At 37.1% G+C, this 19,828-nt stretch carries 20 protein-coding genes; 11 read left to right on the forward strand and 9 right to left on the reverse strand.

All coding sequences use genetic code 11. From position 1 onward, the window contains the following. Nucleotides 1–60: 60 nt before the first annotated feature. Nucleotides 61–576: an RNA polymerase sigma factor gene (locus tag J2X31_RS09010; RefSeq protein WP_310026175.1), complete on the reverse strand. Its 516-nt coding sequence runs from the start codon at nucleotides 574–576 to the stop codon at nucleotides 61–63. Nucleotides 577–755: 179 nt separating this feature from the next. Here J2X31_RS09010 and J2X31_RS09015 point away from each other — a divergent pair, with 179 nt between their 5' ends. The 5 genes from J2X31_RS09015 (at nucleotide 756) to J2X31_RS09035 (ending at nucleotide 5,933) form a co-directional block, all read left to right on the forward strand. Continuing rightward, on the forward strand, nucleotides 756–1,958 hold the full coding sequence (locus J2X31_RS09015; protein ID WP_310026178.1) for a hypothetical protein: 1,203 nt from the start codon (nucleotides 756–758) through the stop codon (nucleotides 1,956–1,958). A gap of 194 nt (nucleotides 1,959–2,152) precedes the next feature. Beyond that, on the forward strand, nucleotides 2,153–2,992 hold the full coding sequence (locus J2X31_RS09020; protein WP_310026179.1) for a T9SS type A sorting domain-containing protein: 840 nt from the start codon (nucleotides 2,153–2,155) through the stop codon (nucleotides 2,990–2,992). 4 nt (nucleotides 2,993–2,996) lie between these two features. Beyond that, complete coding sequence (locus tag J2X31_RS09025; protein WP_310026181.1) at nucleotides 2,997–3,512, forward strand: ankyrin repeat domain-containing protein; 516 nt, start codon at nucleotides 2,997–2,999, stop codon at nucleotides 3,510–3,512. A gap of 124 nt (nucleotides 3,513–3,636) precedes the next feature. Continuing rightward, nucleotides 3,637–4,974 carry a signal recognition particle protein gene (gene ffh, locus J2X31_RS09030; protein WP_310026183.1) on the forward strand — a complete coding sequence of 446 codons (1,338 nt, stop codon included), beginning with the start codon at nucleotides 3,637–3,639 and terminating at the stop codon, nucleotides 4,972–4,974. 74 nt (nucleotides 4,975–5,048) lie between these two features. Next, nucleotides 5,049–5,933 carry a bifunctional 5,10-methylenetetrahydrofolate dehydrogenase/5,10-methenyltetrahydrofolate cyclohydrolase gene (locus J2X31_RS09035; protein WP_310026185.1) on the forward strand — a complete coding sequence of 295 codons (885 nt, stop codon included), beginning with the start codon at nucleotides 5,049–5,051 and terminating at the stop codon, nucleotides 5,931–5,933. A gap of 52 nt (nucleotides 5,934–5,985) precedes the next feature. Here J2X31_RS09035 and rluF read toward each other — a convergent pair whose 3' ends face one another. The 8 genes from rluF to J2X31_RS09075 all read right to left on the reverse strand — a co-directional run bounded on the left by rluF (nucleotide 5,986) and on the right by J2X31_RS09075 (nucleotide 14,945). Then, a complete protein-coding gene (rluF, locus tag J2X31_RS09040) occupies nucleotides 5,986–6,966 on the reverse strand; it encodes a 23S rRNA pseudouridine(2604) synthase RluF (protein WP_310026188.1) in 981 nt (326 codons plus the stop codon). Nucleotides 6,967–7,119: 153 nt separating this feature from the next. After that, nucleotides 7,120–7,971 carry an alpha/beta hydrolase gene (locus J2X31_RS09045; protein WP_310026190.1) on the reverse strand — a complete coding sequence of 284 codons (852 nt, stop codon included), beginning with the start codon at nucleotides 7,969–7,971 and terminating at the stop codon, nucleotides 7,120–7,122. A gap of 40 nt (nucleotides 7,972–8,011) precedes the next feature. Beyond that, nucleotides 8,012–8,791 (reverse strand): zinc ribbon domain-containing protein, encoded by a 780-nt coding sequence (locus J2X31_RS09050; protein ID WP_310026193.1) that lies wholly within the window; start codon nucleotides 8,789–8,791, stop codon nucleotides 8,012–8,014. 3 nt (nucleotides 8,792–8,794) lie between these two features. Next, on the reverse strand, nucleotides 8,795–9,889 hold the full coding sequence (locus tag J2X31_RS09055) for a Nif3-like dinuclear metal center hexameric protein (protein ID WP_310026195.1): 1,095 nt from the start codon (nucleotides 9,887–9,889) through the stop codon (nucleotides 8,795–8,797). Nucleotides 9,890–10,033: 144 nt separating this feature from the next. Beyond that, nucleotides 10,034–10,474: a hypothetical protein gene (locus J2X31_RS09060; protein ID WP_310026197.1), complete on the reverse strand. Its 441-nt coding sequence runs from the start codon at nucleotides 10,472–10,474 to the stop codon at nucleotides 10,034–10,036. A gap of 351 nt (nucleotides 10,475–10,825) precedes the next feature. Then, entirely contained in the window at nucleotides 10,826–11,407 is a 582-nt protein-coding gene (locus J2X31_RS09065; protein WP_310026200.1) for a HEAT-like fold family protein, read from the reverse strand. Nucleotides 11,408–11,446: 39 nt separating this feature from the next. After that, nucleotides 11,447–13,528 (reverse strand): TonB-dependent receptor, encoded by a 2,082-nt coding sequence (locus J2X31_RS09070; protein WP_310026202.1) that lies wholly within the window; start codon nucleotides 13,526–13,528, stop codon nucleotides 11,447–11,449. Between the two features lie 142 nt (nucleotides 13,529–13,670). Beyond that, a complete protein-coding gene (locus J2X31_RS09075; RefSeq protein ID WP_310026204.1) occupies nucleotides 13,671–14,945 on the reverse strand; it encodes a PQQ-dependent sugar dehydrogenase in 1,275 nt (424 codons plus the stop codon). 191 nt (nucleotides 14,946–15,136) lie between these two features. Here J2X31_RS09075 and hpt point away from each other — a divergent pair, with 191 nt between their 5' ends. From hpt to J2X31_RS09105, 6 genes are all read left to right on the forward strand, one after another. Then, nucleotides 15,137–15,667, forward strand: a complete 531-nt coding sequence (hpt, locus tag J2X31_RS09080; protein ID WP_310026206.1) for a hypoxanthine phosphoribosyltransferase — start codon at nucleotides 15,137–15,139, stop codon at nucleotides 15,665–15,667. A gap of 101 nt (nucleotides 15,668–15,768) precedes the next feature. Continuing rightward, nucleotides 15,769–16,341, forward strand: a complete 573-nt coding sequence (locus J2X31_RS09085) for an adenylate kinase (protein WP_310026208.1) — start codon at nucleotides 15,769–15,771, stop codon at nucleotides 16,339–16,341. A 41-nt stretch (nucleotides 16,342–16,382) separates the two neighbouring features. Next, the gene (locus J2X31_RS09090; RefSeq protein WP_310026211.1) at nucleotides 16,383–17,657 is read left to right on the forward strand and encodes a hemolysin family protein; all 1,275 of its coding nucleotides are present in this window, start codon (nucleotides 16,383–16,385) and stop codon (nucleotides 17,655–17,657) included. A gap of 52 nt (nucleotides 17,658–17,709) precedes the next feature. After that, a complete protein-coding gene (gene obgE / locus J2X31_RS09095; RefSeq protein WP_310026213.1) occupies nucleotides 17,710–18,723 on the forward strand; it encodes a GTPase ObgE in 1,014 nt (337 codons plus the stop codon). A 1-nt stretch (nucleotide 18,724) separates the two neighbouring features. Next, a complete protein-coding gene (locus J2X31_RS09100) occupies nucleotides 18,725–19,090 on the forward strand; it encodes a hypothetical protein (RefSeq protein WP_310026215.1) in 366 nt (121 codons plus the stop codon). A 22-nt stretch (nucleotides 19,091–19,112) separates the two neighbouring features. Beyond that, nucleotides 19,113–19,526 (forward strand): hypothetical protein, encoded by a 414-nt coding sequence (locus tag J2X31_RS09105; protein WP_310026219.1) that lies wholly within the window; start codon nucleotides 19,113–19,115, stop codon nucleotides 19,524–19,526. Nucleotides 19,527–19,828 lie beyond the last annotated feature (302 nt).

Here is a 19,828-nt window from a genome sequence, read left to right on the forward strand (position 1 = left end):
CCAATCCCATCCCGAAATTTCGGGATCGGGGCCAAATCCCAATTCCCAAATCCTATAATCCTAAATACTAATTTCCTTTCTTAAAGAAAACAAGGCTCCGCTTATTCTTTTTTCGACTGCCTTCACACTTATATCGAGTATTTCGGCAATTTCGCTGTATTTCTTTCCGTCAATCCTGTTCAGTAGGAAAGCAGTTCGTTGTGATTCCGTAAGGTTTTGGATTGCTTTTTCTAACTTGGTCTTGAATTGTTCGTGTTCTAAGATAAATTCAGGACTCTCGTTAGTATGGTGCATAGGATTTGTTTTTTGGGCGAAAGCCACTACAACCTTCTGATGGGCAATTTTATTTAAGGTTGCATTATTGGCTACCTTATATATGAAGGATTTGGCTTTCTCTAAAGGAACTTCTGAACAGTTTTCCCATAATTTGATAAAAGCTTCCTGGGCCATATCGTTGGCTTGCTCTTCGTTGCCAAACTTATACAGCAGATGATTACGTAAAACTTTTACGTTCGACTGGAAGAAACGGGAATAAACCCTTTCTTCACAAACTCCTATTTTATTCATTTCTTTCATTAAAACAGACAATTGTATCTAATGTAACAGCCGTATAATTAAAAACCCTACTTTTATAAGTAGATTTTTTTAAATTTAATCAAATATAGTTTTTAAATAAAAAAGTTTTCATTTGCGGTAGGGTTTTTTAAGTGATAATTGTTTTACTATCAAACCAATAAATTTTTAAAATTATGAAAATGTCAAAAAAAATACAATTGTTCTTATTTGCAGGAATTGTTTCTGTTCTATTTGCATCTTGTCAGAACGAAGAGTCGGAAATCGTTCAAAATCAAGAAGAAACCCTAACGGCGGCTGCACCATTAACTAACTTGTTGAGTCGTGTTGCAATGTCTGATGCCACAAGTGATAACATTATTGACAGTACAGATTGTTTCAAAGTAAAACTTCCTGTAGAAGTATTAGTGAATAACCAACCTGTTTTTGTGAGTTCTGAAGAAGATTTTGCTGCAGTAGAAGCTATTTTTAATCAGTATGGAAATGATAATGATTGCGTTAAATTTCTTTTCCCAATTACTATTATTTATCCAGATTATTCAGAGGTAACGGTGAACAGTCAAGAGCAATTTGATGTTCTTGCAAATGGATGTACTGCAACAGGACCAGGGCCAGTTTTCGATGCACCTGTAAGTTGCTTTAATCTTGTCTATCCTATAACAATTAGTGGTTATGCTAGTGCGGTTCAGCAAGCTCAAACGTATACCATCAATAGTGATCAAGAGTTGTTTTTGTTTCTTGCCAGCCTTTCAGCAACAGAGTATTATGCTATTAACTATCCTGTTTCGGCTGTTAATGAAGCAGGTGAAACGATTACCATAAACAGTAATAGTGAATGTCAACAAGCCATAGCACAAGCGATAAATTTTTGTTATGAAATCGAGGATTTCTGTCAGGGAAGTGATGTTGCATTTACCACGCTTTTCGATAGCCTTGCTAATGTTGAAGGTGTAATGGAAGGAACAGTTTGGAGCGCTGTTACACATGAATATACTTTTTCTAAGAGTACTGATGCAACCATATGTACAATCGGTTACATTTCTCCCACTATTGGAGGAGCCTATATGATGGAGGTATTAAAAGAAGATGGAACAGTTCTTTATTCAGGTTTCCACACTTTTGAAGCTGATCAATTGACACATATCTCAATCACTCCAGTAAACATTCAAGCCAATCAAAAATACATCATCAGAAGAAGGAATCCAAATGGAAGTGGAGGTCTTTGTAAAGTTGTAAGCAGAATAGAAGGATTGGATCCAATCTTGCCAGCCACAAGCAATGGCCTGACAATCTATAGCTCTAAATATTATGGTGGTGGTACAGGAGACGATTTTCCAAACGTTTATTTGTTACCTTTTATATCTGTTGGATTTTCTCAAAATTAATTTTTAGGTGGTTCTTTATATAGTTTTTGTTATGAAAACCAGTCTTTCGAGGCTGGTTTTTTGTTTACAATACTTGCAATCCCAATAGCTATTAGGCTTGTATAAATATATCACATTGATAGTTAGGGTATTTCCCAAATGAACTTCTTTATAGGATATAGATGTAACTCAATATAAATTTAATAATTAAACTCATGATGAAAAATGTACTTTTAATAATAGTAATGACTGCTATTTTTGGTTTAGAAAACAAAGCAGTTGCACAATGTGCTGAAGGATATGTATTTGAGTATAATGGCAAATCCTATGAAATTGTTTCTCAAAAAAAGACATGGGTTGAAGCAGCGGCATGTGCTGTTGCAAAAGGGGGGTATTTGGCAGAAATCAATAACGCTTCGGAACAGCAAGCTATTTTTTCTGAAATTTTAAGTTTGAATTTAAATACGGCTAATACTCATGCCTCAGATGGATTCGGATCCTACGTTTGGCTTGGAGGAAATGATATTGCAAGCGAAGGCAATTGGGTTTGGAACGGTAATAATGATGCAGTAACAATTCCGTTTTGGACAGGAACCGCTTCTGGAACATTAACGCCAGGACAATACAGCAACTGGGGGTTAGAACCCGATAATTGGCTAGGAGCCGGTCCAGCAGGACAAGATGCATTAGGTATGGCAATTATCAATTGGCCAAATGGAAATGCAGGACAGTGGAACGATGTGAGCTCTACTAATCAGCTGTATTATGTTGTTGAATATAGCAGTTCTCTTGGTGTTGAGGATGTTGATAAAAATAAAAAGATTAGTGTATTCCCCAATCCTGTTCACGAAAATATTTTCATACAAAACCATACTGGATTGAAAGCCGAAAGGATTGTCTTTATAAATTCGATTGGACAAGAACTAAAAGCGTTCTCCAATACAGATGCTAATGCTGAAAATTATGATGTAAGCAATTTTCAATCAGGAATTTACTTTGTAGCTTTTTATTTTGAAGATGGCACTTCTTTGATTAAAAAAATCATAAAAAAATAACACCATGAAAAAGCTAATTTATAAGGCATTGTTCTTTTTTGTGTCCAAAAATGCTTTCTCGCATAACGATATTTTTGAAATTGCCAGAAAAGGAAGTGTTGAAGAAATTATTCAGACTTTAAAAGACAATCCAAATCTTGCAAATAAGAATAATAAAGAAGGTCTTACTCCGCTGATTCTAGCTTGTCAGCGAGGCAATGATGAGGTGGCCAATTATTTGATAAATACATTTGAGAATGTCAACATTTCAAATGATTTTGGTGCAGCCCTAATGACTTGTGCTATAAAAGGCAATAGCATCATAGCAAAGCTTTTATTAGAAAAGAAAGCAAATCCCAACATAAAAGACGCCGAAGGAAACACAGCATTGATCTATGCAGTACAATTTAGAAAATTTGAACTCGTGAAATTACTTCTGGATTATAATGCTGATAGAAAAATAAGGGACAATTTAGGTAAAACTGCCTTTGAATATGCGGCTTTTTCAAATGAAGAGCGTTTGGTTAATTTATTAAAATAAAAGGATAATCCTAATTACTAGCAATCGAATAGATTTCAAATTAATTCATTGAATAATACTCCTATCCAATTGCCTAATTCTCTAATTAGTTTATCTTTGCACTTCAATAAAAGATACACCAATTATGTTCGATAATTTAAGCGACAAGCTCGACAAAGCATTCCATATATTAAAAGGTCACGGTAAAATTACCGAAGTAAACGTAGCCGAAACCCTAAAAGAAGTTCGTCGTGCATTACTTGATGCCGACGTTAACTTCAAGATTGCAAAAGATTTTACGACCAAAGTAAAAGAAAAAGCAATTGGTCAGGATGTATTAACAACGCTTCAACCAGGACAATTGTTAGTAAAGTTGGTAAAAGACGAACTGACAGAATTGATGGGTGGCGATGCGGCCGGAATCAATCTTTCAGGAAACCCGTCAATCATTTTGATGTCAGGTTTGCAAGGTTCTGGAAAAACAACCTTTTCAGGAAAACTAGCCAATTATCTTAAAACAAAAAAGAACAAGAAGCCTCTTTTGGTAGCCTGTGATATCTATCGTCCAGCGGCAATCAATCAGTTGCACGTTGTGGGAGATCAAGTTGGCGTTGAGGTCTATTCTGAACCAGAAAATAAAAATCCAGTTGAAATTTCGCTGAACGCCATCAAATATGCAAAAGAAAATGGTTTCAATGTTGTAATCGTCGATACAGCAGGTCGTTTGGCCGTTGATGAGGAAATGATGAACGAGATTGCAAATGTTCACAAAGCAATCCAGCCACAGGAAACACTTTTCGTAGTGGATTCTATGACGGGTCAGGATGCTGTGAATACGGCAAAAGCCTTCAACGACAGATTGAATTTCGATGGTGTGATCCTTACCAAATTAGACGGTGATACTCGTGGTGGTGCTGCAATTTCGATTAAATCAGTTGTAAACAAACCAATCAAATTCATCGGAACAGGTGAGAAAATGGAAGCAATTGATGTTTTCTATCCTTCTCGTATGGCCGAACGTATCCTCGGAATGGGAGACGTTGTTTCCTTGGTTGAAAGAGCCCAAGAGCAATTTGATGAAGAAGAAGCCAGAAAACTACAAAAGAAGATTGCAAAAAATGAATTTGGTTTTGATGATTTCTTGACCCAGATTCAGCAAGTAAAGAAAATGGGTAATATGAAGGATTTGGTAGGAATGATTCCAGGTGCTTCAAAAGCGATGAAAGATGTTGAGATTGAAGATGATGCTTTCAAGCATATCGAAGCCATCATTCACTCGATGACACCAATCGAAAGATCAAAACCAGCCATTATCGATATGAAAAGAAAAACCAGAATCGCAAAAGGTTCCGGAACAAAGCTAGAGCAGGTGAACCAACTGATGAAACAGTTCGACCAAATGAGCAAAATGATGAAGATGATGCAAGGTCCGGGCGGAAAAAACCTCATGAAAATGATGGGTGGAATGAAGGGAATGCGATAAGCAGTTATCTGTTGTCAGTTCTCAGTTTGAGAACCGACAACTGACAACCGACAACAACTACTAAACACAAATAAATGCAACTACTAGACGGAAAAAAAACTTCTGAAGACATCAAGCTCGAAATTACTGCCGAAGTCGATTTGATGAAAAAAAACGGCGAAAAAGTGCCACATCTTGCAGCAGTTATCGTGGGGAATGATGGAGCAAGTTTAACCTATGTTGGAAGCAAGGTAAAAGCCTGCGAAAGAGTAGGTTTTGAATCTACCTTGGTGAAAATGCCAAGCACAACATCTGAAACAGAATTGCTAAAAAAAATCAAGCAACTTAATGAAGATGACAATATTGATGGTTTTATCGTGCAACTTCCATTACCCGAACAAATTGATACTCAAAAAGTATTGATGGCAATCGATCCAAGTAAGGATGTTGACGGTTTTCACCCAGAGAATTTCGGGAAAATGGCTTTGGATATGACCACTTTTATTCCAGCAACCCCATTTGGAATTCTAGAATTATTAGAGCGTTATGGAGTTGAAACCAAAGGAAAACACACTGTTGTTATTGGAAGAAGCCATATTGTTGGACGTCCGATGAGTATCTTGATGGGAAGAAAAGGCTTTCCTGGAAACTCAACCGTGACTTTGACACATAGTTACACAAAAAATATTGCCCAAATTACAACCCAAGCTGATATTATCATTACAGCTTTAGGAGTTCCAAATTATCTAAAAGCCGAAATGGTAAAGGACGGAGCTGTTGTAATTGACGTTGGAATTACACGTGTTGCCGATGATTCAGAAAAAGGATATGTGATTACAGGAGATGTTGATTTTGAAAATGTTTCCAAGAAAGTTTCCCACATTACACCAGTTCCTGGAGGTGTTGGACCAATGACGATTGCGATGTTACTGAAAAACACGCTTTTGGCAAGGGAACAAAGAAGAGAAGCTAGAAAATAAAAATTAAAAAGCCTTAAACGAAAGTTTAAGGCTTTTTTTTGATTTCAGGAAATTAATAATCCCCTTTTTTTTTGTAGTTCGGATCGTCTTTCTTAATGAATTCTACTTTTCTACCTGAATTTGTTTCTGAAGGTTTAGAAGCATTATCGTTGTTGTTTACTGATTCAGAACGGGCTGATTTTCCCAATATGATTCTGCTTTGCGGATTAAAATCCTGATTTGGTCGGGTAGCTCTTGTTTCCTGGCTTCTGCTTCGTGATTGCTGGATGCGTTGTTCTCTTGGCTCGATTCTGGCTTTCGGCAAGCTTGCTTCTTCCGTTTTGCTTGATGGTTCTATCAGTTGGTTGAGTTCCTTGATTTCGGCATCGGTCAAATCACGGTATCTACCAACAGGCAAATCAAGTGAAATATTGATGATTCGGATTCTTTTCAGAGCTGTAACATCATACCCTAAATATTCACACATTCTTCTAATCTGACGGTTAAGTCCTTGCGTAAGAATGATTTTAAAGGTGTATTTGCTGATTTGTTCCACCTTGCATTTTCGAGTAACAGTATCCAAAATCGGAACACCATTTGCCATCTTGTCGATAAAACGGTCGGTAATTGGACGGTTTACAGTTACGGTATATTCTTTTTCGTGGTTGTTTCTTGCACGGAGGATTTTGTTGACGATATCGCCGTCGTTGGTCATAAAAATCAAGCCTTCACTGGCTTTATCCAAACGTCCGATTGGGAAGATTCTTTCGGGATAATTGATGTAATCTACAATATTATCGTGTACATCTTGGTTGGTGGTGCATTCAATCCCGACAGGTTTGTTGAAGGCTAAATAAACAGGCTTACGGTTGTTTTCACGGATGAGTTTACCGTCAATTCGAACTTCATCGGTTGGTGATACTTTTGTTCCAAGTTCAGGAACGATTCCGTTTATGGTAACACGACCTTCCTCGATGTATTTGTCGGCTTCACGGCGGGAACAGAAACCGGTTTCCCCGATGAATTTGTTTAAGCGTTTCAAATTTTCTTCCATACTGCAAAAGTATGATTTATTTTTTTGAAATGATTATTTAGGGAAAATGGATTTTCCTCTAGCCCGGATGGTAATGGAAATCCTTTTCTTTTTTTTTCTTTAAAAAAAGAAAAGATTGCAATGGACAGCCGGAACAACGATTCCTAAAATGCCCTAACGTTTTGCTCCAACTAGAAAAGAGGTGATTTTTTGATACAATTCGTCGTCGTGCATGCTGTGTCCGAGTCCTTTGGTTTCGATGAAGGTGGCGTTTTTCCAAGAACTGGCAATTTTTTTTCCTTCGTCGAATGCAACGATGGTGTCGTCAATATCATGAGCTATTAGGCCTTCGATAGTAAGACTTTTGCCAAAAATTTGTCCTGAGAAATCATCAAACTTGAACTTGAATTTTTGCAGGAAATGATTTTCGAGTAGTTGCACCATTTTATTGTTGAGGCTCAAAAGCGCTACATAATTGGTAATGAGCGTCTTTAAATCGGATGGAGCTCCAAGCAAGACCATTTTCTTGAGATTGTTGTTTTGGTATTTGTGCTGATAATAGACACAAGCGGCACCTCCAATGGAATGTCCGATTAGAAAATTGGGTTGAAATTTCTGTACGGCAACGTCAATAAAGGCGGCATAAGTTGGAACGTTGAACTCCTTTCCGGCAGAAAGTCCGTGGGCTGGAGCATCAATGGCGACAATTGTGCTTCCTGTTTTTTTAAGATAAGGAAGCAATTTTTCCCAACGAGAAGCATTGCTTTCCCAACCATGAATAAGTAAAATTACGTTCTCGTTTCCTTGCCAAAAATAGGATTCAAATTGGTTGTCATTAAAGTAGAACGTTTCCGTTTTGGCATCTTGCAAGGCTAAGGGCAATTTTTCTTTGGTGAGTTTACCAATCCTAGGTTCGCTAAACAAACGATAGGCGAGATGCGAAGCTTTTTTCGGACGGATGTAACTCAGCGAGTTGATATACAACCCGATGGATTTGGTTAGGATGAAATACTTTAATTTTTTCATAGATAAAAAAAAAACCACGCTTTTGGCGTGGTTCGTGGTATTAGATACTAGAAAATAAATTTTCCATTTTTTCTCTTTCTTCTTCTGCAAGAACACTGTCAACCAGGATTCTTCCAGAATGCTCATCGGTGATGATTTTTTTTCTTGCCGCAATCTCAACTTGCGTTTGTGGTGGAATGGTAAAGAAAGAACCTGCCGAAGCACCTCTTTCTATTGAAACCACTGCCAAACCGTTTCTCACGCTTGTTCTAATTCTTGTGTAGGCAGCCAATAATCTTTCTTCGATTTGAGCTTGGAATTCAGCTGATTTTTCTGTCAGGAAAGCTTCTTCCTTAGCAGTTTCAGCCATAATCGCATCTAGTTCAGATTTTTTGTGCTCTAAATGAGATGATTTTTGAGCCAATTTTTCAGATGATGTTGCAATGATTTGCTTTTTGTATTCAATAGAAGCTTTCATTTCCTTGATTTGCTTTTCAGCCAATTGGATTTCTAGCTCTTGAAACTCAACTTCTTTAGTCAAAGAGTTGAATTCTCTATTGTTACGAACAGTTTCCTGTTGTTTTGTGTATTTTTTTATTGCTTCTTTGTGCTCGTCGATAGCATTCTTTTTTGCTTTGATTTGCTCTTCGATAACGTCCAAATCTGCTTTTAATTTTTCAGAACGAGATTTTAGCCCGGCAACTTCATCTTCTAAATCTTCCACCTCAAGAGGAAGTTCACCTCTAACATTTCTGATTTCGTCAATTCGGGAGTCAATTAACTGTAAATCGTAAATTGCTCTTAACTTGTCTTCAACACTCAATTCTTTTGTAGTCGCCATATTCTATAAGTACTTAACTGGATTTGTATTTTCTTCTGATAAAATGAATGCAAAATTAGGCATTTTTTTGATAAGATAATCAACAATATAATTTTTTGTATAACGTTCACTTTCAAAATGTCCGATATCGGCCAATAAAATTTTATTTTCGGCTTCATAAAACTGGTGGTACTTCAAATCGGCAGTCAAAAAAGCATCGGCTCCAGCCTGAATTGCATTTTTTATCGCATAACTTCCTGAACCTCCTAAAACGGCAACTTTTTTGATTTCCTTGTTTAGAAATTCGCTGTGGCGTATGCCATTTGCCTGCATTTTATCTTTTACAAATTGCATAAAATCCCTTTCGGTTAAAGCAGTTGGGAGCTCGCCAATCATTCCGAGACCTATGTTTTGATAGGAGTTCTGCAAATCGTAAATTTCATAAGCGACTTCTTCATAGATATGATTGGAAAAAAGTGCTTTCAATATTTTATTTTCCAAATGCTTTTCGAAAATCACTTCTATCTTGATTTCGGCTCCGGTATGCAATTTTCCTTTTTCACCAACAACGGGATTGCTGTTTTCATTTCCCTTGAAAGTAAAAGTTCCTTCAGAATTAAAACTGCAATTATCGTAATTTCCGATTGTTCCAGCTCCAGCCTCGAAAAGTACATTTCTTACTTGGTCGGCATTTTCGGGTGTTGTATAAGTAATGAGTTTTCGGATGAAATTGGTTTTCGGAATTAAAATTTTGGTATTAATCAATCCCAAAGCATCACAAAATATCTTGTTGACGCCTTCTTTATGGTTGTCTAATGCTGTATGAACGGCATAAATCGCAATATCATTTTTGATGGCTTTCAAGACCGAACGTTCGACATAATTTTTCCCCGTAATTTTCTTCAAACCTGAAAATAATATCGGATGAAAACACACTACCAAATTGCAATTTTTAGTAATGGCTTCCTCAATTACGCTTTCCAATGCATCGTGACAGACTAGAACGCCTTGACATTCTTCGTTTTGGTCACCAACAAGCAATCCAACGTTGTCAAAATCTTCGGCATAAGCCAATGGTGCCATTTCTTCGAGGACATCAATTATGTCTTTTATTTTCATTTTTATTTTCATTGTTTTCCTATAAAAATCAAAACAGCTGTTTTGATTCCTTGATTTAATTGAGGATTAGAATTGTTTGAACGTCTCCCGCAAAAAGAAGGACAGACTCTTCAATGCTTATGAAGAACTGCCGAATATTGGTTATTACTCCTTATTCAACCCTGTAAAAGACTGATATTCTTTTCCCAGAGGCACCATACATTTTACATCCCTATCAATATACCATTCCAGGCAATATCCGTTTGGATCTACTTCGTGTTGTTCCAGCAGCAAATCGAAAGCTCTTTTGATGCCGTCTAGGTTTTCGGCATAATTGGCTATGAAGAAACTATTGTAAGGTCCGTTTTTGATCGTGAAGGTTTCAAGGTTTGATAGTTCAGTTCCGTCAGTATCCATAATAGAGGCGGCGGCTTTATAGATGATGGATCCGTCTTGGGTTTTCCATGAAACACCATAATAATTTCTGCGATCATTTTGCGGAAGCAATGCTTGTAATTTTTCGTGAGCGGCTTGAATGCCTTCTGGGAAACTGCTTGCCGTTACGCAATAGGTTTTAACGTCTTCCTGAAATGTGAAACTGTCCATTTGATAAGGGTTTTGATTTTCTCAAATTTAGTAAAATTTTAGGCTGTCAATTATTAAATTAAATTAAAAATTTGTTTTAGGTTGAGTATTACCTAAAAAGGAATAAGTTGAATTTGATAAGTTCTTTAATAAAGAAAAAATTAGCCATCTTTTTTATTTTGATAATCACGCTATTTCCCAAATCCTGTCACGCAATTTTCCACGATATTTTTATGAAGCACATGTAGTTTGTCGAAATTTGTTTGCTGAAATTTAGTAAATCAAATTATAAAAATATCAAGATACAGGATAAAGTGGTTTTTGTTAATGTGTCATGATGACCTCCTGGAAGTTTTCTTTAGGAGGTTTTTTTTATTTCTTGTTAGATCCTGTCTTCGCTATCTTCTGTAAAATTTCCTTGGAAGCCGAATGATAGGCTGGCGAATGATATGCAAAATCTTTGGGAAGTATTTCTTGTAGTTCAGGATAAATCCAATCGTGAAGTTTTCCGAATTCAAAAAGGGTTCTCATGGCATATACTTTCGAAGCAACTTTCGCATCGTTGATGAGCCAGTCAAAACAATTTTCAATAATTTGTTGGGATTGGTCTTCGGTAAGAAAATCACCACCTTTCTTTTTGTCCTTCAGATGTTGCTTTGCCGAAAACATACAAATTTTCGAAATGGAACGAATGGCACCTTCATGTTTGTAGTGCTGAAGCTTTTCGCAGAAATCATCCAAATATTCCGACAGCCAATTGATGTTGTGTTCCAGAACAAGTTCCAATGTCCAACAGGCTTTGTAATGGTTTTTGTTGTTAATATCAAAAGCAATTTCCATCAAAACAGGTAACAGTTCGAGATTATCAATGACTTCTCCCGACAATCTATCGCGAATTGGTCGATGTGCCGTGCTGTTTTCTAATGCTTGTATGAAGATTGAAATTTGTTGCAAATCAGGATTGGTTAGAACAGTAAAAGTAAAGATATTTTCCTAAAAGGTATATTCAAAACTAACATTCCCATAATAATTCACAGGAAGTCCGGGATAGTAATATCTTGGCGTTGCGTTTCCAAAAGCAGTTGCATTCACCAAAACCATCGAGGCGTACTTTTCATTTCCGATATTGTTGACTCCAAAAGCAATCTTGGAAGTAAATCCTTTGAATAATTCAAAATTATAACCTGTTTTTAAATTGATTATTTCATAGCTTTCGCTGTAAACCGAATTAGAATCGTTCAGCGGAATCTCATCCACAAATTGATAATCGGCTGAAAGGTAGAATCCTATTTTTGTGTTGAAAGTTATTCCTGCATTTGCTTTATTCGACGGAATTCCGGTCAATTCATTTCCCGAAAAATCATTATCGTTATCAATAAATTCTTTGAACTCATAGTTTCCAATTGAGGCAGAAACGAAAGGATTTATAGTCAGGAAATCATTCATCTTAATCGTATAATCTGCTGAAAATTCTATCCCCTGATGCAAAGTTTCGCCTGCATTTATACCAACATATTGATCATCGCCAATTCTTTGAGCAACTAGTAAATCGTTGATTTGCATCGAATACATTGAAAATTCCGTGTATAGTTTTCTGTTTAAGAAATAAAACTTTCCACCCAATTCAAAGTTGTAACCGCTTTCAGGTTTGATGTTCGAGTTGATCGTTCCATTTGCTGTTAAAGTTTCTTCAACGCTTGGAAGCGAAAATCCTCGGCTTGCCGAAATGTAAATCGTTTTTAAGGAACTTGGTTTGTATAAAAGCGAAACTTGAGGCGACCAGATGGCGTCATAACTATAAGTTTCGGCAAAGACATCTTCGGTCGGAAAAGTAGTGTCCAATTCGAATTCAGTTTTGTTGACATTCAATCCGGTTTGGAGCTCGAGTTGATTGGAAAAAGCAAAACGCATTTGGGCAAAAGCATTGTAGAAATTCCGCTTCTGGTAGTTCTGTGTCAGTTGATTGCCTTGTAAGCTTCCTAAATTATTGTTTTCTTCATATAGATTTTCGAATGTTTTTCCAGTGTAATCATCCCGAAAATATTCTGCTCCGAAATTGAAATTGCTCTTGATTGTTCCGATATTAAAATTTCCTGTAAAAGCTGTTCGGGCTCCATAAGCAAAATTATATTGACGCAACACATCAAAAGGTCTCGGCTCATTATTGTCTTTGTAATTTATGAAAATCGAAGTGGCATTTCTAAAGTTTTTGTTGATTTCAAATTCATATGAAAGTCCTCCCAAAACCGATTTATATTGCTTGAAACCTTTTGAATCTACCCAAGTTGGAGCACCGGCTTGTGGGTTATTGTCAAACATTTCCTTGTTGATGGAACTCGGAATAAACGCCTTCAAGTAGGTATGATTGAAGAAATAGCTGAACTTGCTTTTTTCCTTTCGAAATAATTCGCCTGCAAACGTGATTCCTTCGCGGTTGTAGGAACTGTTTTCCCGCCAGCCATCGGTTTTTAGATTGTGATAGCTGATGTTGAGGCTGGAGGAATTGGTGTTTAATCCATAAGTTAAAGTGTTTTTTACCAATCCAAATGAACCGTGAACCGTACTGATTGAAGCTGTATTTTGATGCAGATTATTTTTTGGTGAAATCAAAATCGCTCCACCCAAACCTGCTCCGTAAATGCTGGAAAGTGGTCCTTTGATGATTTCAACTTGGCTAATGTTTTCTAAGTCGATGTCTTCGATGGTGGTTTCGCTGTTGCCTGAAGTCAGCGGAATATTGCCGTAAAAAGCTCGAATTTTGTTTGTTCCGTAGGGTGTCCTCGCTCCAATTCCGCGAATGGAAATTCTGTTGGTTGTCATGTTTGCCGATTGCATATAAACGCCAGGAATTCGGTTTAAGGCAACGGAAATATCAGTGTGGTTATTGGCTTGTAGTTCTTTTTCGGAGAGAATTCCTATTGAAGCTGGAGCATTGAGCAAACTGTCGTTGATATGGAAATTGCTTATTGTTACTTCCTTGAGGACTTGTGACTTAGGAATGGTGTCGGTGGATTTTTGCTGTGCAAAAAGGTTTAAAGAGATAAATGATAGCCAAATGAAATATTTATTGGGCATTTTTTTGGGTTGTTTCTGGTTTATGAATGACTAAATAGCCCTGATGGTTGCAACTATCCTTTTGTTCTGGGGTTCAGAACAAAAGATAGTGCATCCAGCAGGAATATGGATTATTTTTTGCCCGAGCGATTCGCTCCTACAATTATTTATTCGCTCTAACTTGCCAAATCGTGTTTCCGCTGTCGTCGTTTACCAAAAGCGAACCATCGTTCATGACGGTTACGGCAACTGGACGACCAAAGACTTCGGCTTTTTCTTCATCGGCAATAAATCCGGTTAGGAAATCCTGTGGTTTTCCAGAAGGTTTTCCGTCCTTGAAAGGAACAAAAAGCACTTTGTAGCCACTCAATTTCGACCTGTTCCAAGAACCGTGTTGGCCCACGAAAGCACCGTTTTTATATTGAGTTGGAAAAGCATCTTTGTCATAAAATGCTAAACCAAGCGAAGCCGTATGGGCATTTACGGAAACATCTGGAACGATGGCTTTTGCAACCAAATCCTTCCCTTGACCTTTCATTCTAGGATCGTGAATCTGACCGAAATAGGAGTAAGGCCATCCGTAGAATCCGTCTTTTTTGACGCTTGTGATATAGTCAGGAACAAGTTCGTCGCCCAAATCGTCACGTTCGTTAACGGCTGTCCAAAGTTCACCGTTTGCCGGATTCCAATCCATTCCTACGGGATTTCGCAATCCGCTTGCATAAACGATTTCACCGGTTCCGTCAGGATTGATTTCTAGGATATTGGCCCGGCGTTTTTCGACTTCCATTCCGTGTTCGGCATTGTTGCTTGCAGAACCAACCGAGATGTAGATTTTTGAACCATCGGCATTGGAAAGCAAATTTCTTGTCCAGTGGTTGTTGTAGCCTCCGGCAGGAAGTTCGACGATCTTTTTCCCTTCTCCTTGGAGCTTCAAATCGCCTTCTTTATAAGGGAATTGGTATAATCCGTCGGTATTTGCGATGTAAAAAGAGTTTTTCAAGATAAGCATTCCAAAAGGCATGTCGAGACCTTCCTTGAAGATTTTTCGGGTTTCGAAAGTACCGTCTTTATCGGCATCTCGGAAAACGGTAATTCGGTTTGCACTGTTGAAGGTGTTGCTTTCTACGACAAAAACATCGTTGTTTGGAGCTATATAAGTCCAACGAGGATTCTTTAAATCGCCTGCAAACTTGGTAACCGTGAAGCCTTCGGGAGCGATTGGGGTTCTGCCGTCTGGCCAATCTTTCATGCCACTTCGTTTGGTTACAGATTTTGATGAGTAAGGAGCTGGAAGCGTGATGTCGCCAACGGCAGTTTTCACGGTAGTAGGTCCTTGTTTGGAGGCTTTTTCTTTTTCATCTTTCGAAATTTGTCCGTTGCAGGAGGCAAATGCCAAAACGGACAAACACAAAAAGTGTAGTGTTTTGATTTTCATAGCTTGTGAAAATTTAGGGGTTTATTCTTTTTCAAGCTTGAAATTACAGCTTTTATTTTTTCTACCTCTTTAATTGATTGAATATTAGAAATTTTTTAACATTAATAAAAATATAATAAATGTGAAATTAATTATAAAATAGCTGCTCGGGTTTTTAGTATATTTGCACCTTATACTTAAAACGATTTATTGTGATACAAATCCACGACAAGCACTTCGTTCCGTTTATTTCGGCAGAAGAAATTGATTTTGCATTGGTAAATATGGCAAAACAAATGGATGATGATTTTTTTGATGAAATTCCTGTGTTCATAGGTGTTTTGAACGGTTCCTTTATGGTTTTGGCCGATTTGATGAAGCATTACCGCGGAATGTGTGAAGTTAGTTTTGTAAAAATGGCTTCGTATGAAGGTACTCAAACGACAAATTCTGTAAATGAATTGATTGGTTTGAACCAAGATCTGACAGGAAGAACGGTCGTTATCGTAGAAGATATTGTTGATACTGGAAACACAATTGAGGTTTTGAAAGATATTCTGAAGGCACAAAACGTAAAGCATTTCAAGATTGCAACCTTGTTCTTCAAGCCAGAGGCTTATAAAAAAGACATCAAGCTGGATTATGTAGGAATCAGAATCCCGAACAAATTTATTGTTGGTTACGGATTGGATTATGACGGCCTGGGAAGAAATTTGGCAGATGTCTATCAACTTGCGGAGTAATTAATTTTAGAGTTTAGATTTTAGATTTGAAACCAATAACATATAACTCACAACTTACAACGAATAACAATTAACTCACAACATACAACTAACACAACAAAATGATTAACATAGTTTTATTCGGGAAACCGGGAGCTGGAAAAGGAACACAAGCAGAATTTTTAAAAGGAAAATACAATTTGGTTCACCTTTCGACAGGAGATATTTTCAGGTTCAACATCAAAAACGATACAGAATTAGGACAATTGGCAAAGACTTTTATGGACAAAGGCGATTTGGTTCCGGATGAAGTAACCATTAAAATGTTGCAAAGCGAAGTGGATAAAAATCCAAATGCAAAAGGTTTTTTATTTGATGGTTTTCCAAGAACAATTGCACAAGCAGAAGCATTGGATGCTTTTTTGAGCTCTAAACAGCAAGAAATTACAGCTACAATTGCTTTGGAAGCCGATGATGAAATTTTGGTAGAAAGATTGTTGGAAAGAGGAAAAACTTCTGGAAGGCCTGATGATCAAGACGAGGAAAAAATCAGAAACCGCTACCAAGAATACAACGAAAAAACAGCTCCTTTGATGGATTATTACAAAGGAAAAAATAAATTCTATCCGGTAAACGGAATAGGATCAATCGAGGAAATCACAGAACGATTGAGCAAAGTGATTGAAAGTTTATAATTTTCAATACAAAAACCTAGTACTAACGAACAATCCATACATTGGAAATACTTATAATTCTTTTCCTGATCATACTAAACGGCGTTTTCTCGATGTCAGAGATTGCACTGATTTCTGCCCGAAAGAACCGTTTGGAAAATGCTGCAAAAAAAGGAAATGCAAGTGCGAAAGCGGCCTTGGAATTGGCCAATTCGCCTAATAAATTTTTATCGACCGTTCAAATTGGAATTACACTAATCGGAATCTTAACAGGTATCTTTTCTGGAGATAAAATCACAACCGATGTAAAGGTTTTTGTAGAAGGATTTACATCTTTAAGACCTTATGCAGATTCAATTGCCGTTGGGATTGTTGTTGTGATACTTACTTTTTTCTCGCTTGTCTTAGGAGAATTATTGCCAAAGAGAATTGGTTTGAATCATCCCGAAGCAATTGCGAAAGCGGTGGCCTTGCCGATGAAAGTTATATCGATCATCACAGCCCCTTTCATTTGGTTACTAACAGTTTCTACAGAATTTTTACTAAAGGTTTTGATGATAAAGCCATCTGCCGAGGGTAAAGTAACCGAGGAAGAAATCAAGGCCATCATCAAGGAAGGAACCGAAGGCGGAGAGGTTCAGGAAATTGAGCAGGACATTGTGGAGCGTGTTTTTCATATCGGAGATCGAAAAGTAAATTCGCTGATGACGCATCGAAAATCAGTGGTTTTCCTTCCTTTGAATTCTGATAAGAATCAAGTTAGGAACATGATGCTGAAAGAATTGCATTCGATTTATCCAGTTTATGGCGATAATTATGACGACATTGTTGGAGTTGTAAACCTTAAAAATATTTTCGCAAATATCGAAAAGGACGATTTCAATCTGAATGAAATAATGACCGATGCACCTTTTATTATGGAGCAAACCACGGCTTACAAAGCTTTGGAGAATTTCAAGAAAAGTGGCATTCATTATGCTTTTGTTTCGGATGAATACGGTGTTTTTCAAGGTGTAATTACCTTGAATGATATTTTGGAAGCCTTGGTTGGAGATGCTTCAGATTTTTATAAAGAAGATTTTCAACTTGTGGAAAGAGAGGATGGAACGTGGTTGGTTGACGGACATTATTCGTTGCACGATTTCCTTACCTATTTCGAGCTTGATGAACTCATAAACGATTACGAAGTTACAACCGTTAGCGGTTTGATTATGACGGAATTGTCTTATATTCCAAAACAAGGACAAAAACTAATCTGGAACCATTTCGAACTTGAAGTTATTGATATGGATGGTGTAAAGATTGACAAAGTAATGGTAAAATCATTGCGGAAATAAATAGTTATGAGTCACAGTTGTAAAACTGAGATGAGAGCTGAAAACTAAAAAAATGACAGAAGGAAATTTTGTAGATTACGTTAAGATATATGTTTCATCCGGAAAAGGAGGGAAAGGTTCAACGCATTTGCATAGAGAGAAATTTATTGAAAAAGGTGGTCCAGATGGTGGAGATGGTGGTCGTGGTGGTCACGTTTATTTGGTTGGAAACAAAAGTTTATGGACGTTGTTCCATTTAAAATTTGCCCGACACATCAAAGCCGGTCATGGTGGTGATGGAGGAGGAGACAGAAGTACAGGTCACGACGGAGAAGATAAATTTATTGAAGTGCCTTTAGGAACTGTAGTTCGCGATAAAGAAACCAATGAAATTTTATTTGAAATTACAGAACACGGCGAGAAAAGAATCGTAGCCCAAGGTGGAAAAGGTGGTTTGGGTAACTGGCATTTTAGAAGTTCGACGAACCAGACGCCAAGGTATTCTCAACCAGGTCTGCCGTCTCAAGAGATGGACATGATTTTGGAATTGAAAGTGTTGGCGGATGTTGGTTTGGTTGGTTTTCCGAATGCAGGAAAATCTACTTTGCTGTCGGTTTTGACATCTGCAAAACCAAAGATTGCCGATTATCCCTTTACGACTTTGAAGCCTAATTTAGGAATAGTGGCCTATCGTGATTATCAATCGTTTGTGATTGCCGATATTCCTGGAATTATTGAAGGTGCTGCGGAAGGAAAAGGTCTCGGGCATTATTTCTTGCGTCACATCGAAAGAAATTCGACGTTGCTTTTCTTGGTTCCCGTTGATACTCCGGATATCAAGGCCGAATATGATATCTTGGTGAATGAATTGACAAAATACAATCCTGAAATGCTCGACAAAGAGCGAATGCTGGTAATTTCAAAATGCGATATGCTTGATGATGAGCTAAAAGCAGAATTGAAAGTTCAGTTGGACAAGGATTTCAAAGATATTCCGTATATGTTTATCTCTTCGGTTGCCCAACAAGGGTTGACGGAATTGAAAGATAAGCTTTGGAAAATGTTGAACGAAGAAAATAACCCATAGTATGAAAAAGCTAATCGTATTGTTTTTATTGTTTGGTTTTGCAGGATATTCTCAGAATGTTCAGGATTCAACTTATTTCAAAATCACGCCATCAAAATACGATTGGAGCAAACTGGATGTTTCGGATATTACCTTTAAAGTTGATATGAAGCACTTCAAGGATGTTTCGATGGTTTCTGTCTATGATATGAACAGCATTTTCAACTACGATTACATTCAGAATCAAGGAAACTATACCTCTCAAAGAGTGACTGCCAATCCTGTTTGTAGCTTTTTGGCAGGAAATGACAATTTTTATTATTCGAATACGGGTGATACTTTGGGATTTGCTTTTATGGGGGCATTGTTCAATGCGGTATTTAAATAAAATTCTTTAGATACTTACAAAATTGACAAAAGAAGAATTACAAAAAATTATCGACCAATTCCATGAAGAAGTTCTGAGGGAAGAAGCCATTTTTGGGATTTTTCAATATGGTGGAGCATCGGATGAAAGCCATGTGAAAGCTAATAAGGAAGGTATTGAATTATTTGCCCTTAAGCTATTAAAAGCTTCCAGAGATTTGGACGATAATTCGACTTTAAGTATTCCTTTTGATGATGAAAATTGGCTAGATGAAAATAGTGATACTTTCATCCACTACATTCAATTTACTACTGAAAAGAAAAAAGCAAAAACGGAAGACAGCTATAAGGAAACCTTTGTAGATAAATTAATTCCATTCGGCTGTTTATCAATCGTAGTAGCTATTCTTCTGACTACTATCATCGGATTTTTGACAATATTTAAGTGGATATTCTAGACTCTTAAGTTTTTTTTAAGGAAACATTCTTTTTTTTAATTCTACCTCTTCTCAAACAAATCATTTTATTTGCACAGAACCGCGATAGGGATGGAAGTGGCATCCTTTTTCCTGCTTCTTTAGCAGGGAAAAGATAGAACGGACAGCCCGGCCATTCGCCCAAATTCTAAATATTCTAAAAGAAAAGTTAAATGTCAACTATAACGTTTTAGTTTGTATGTTTTTATAGGAATTGGGTTCTCAAAAAAAAGTATCTTAGCACGCTTAAAAAAAATAGGTTTTAATTTTTTAAGGCCTATCGA

Source organism: Flavobacterium arsenatis (assembly GCF_031456785.1).
GTDB lineage: Bacteria > Bacteroidota > Bacteroidia > Flavobacteriales > Flavobacteriaceae > Flavobacterium > Flavobacterium arsenatis.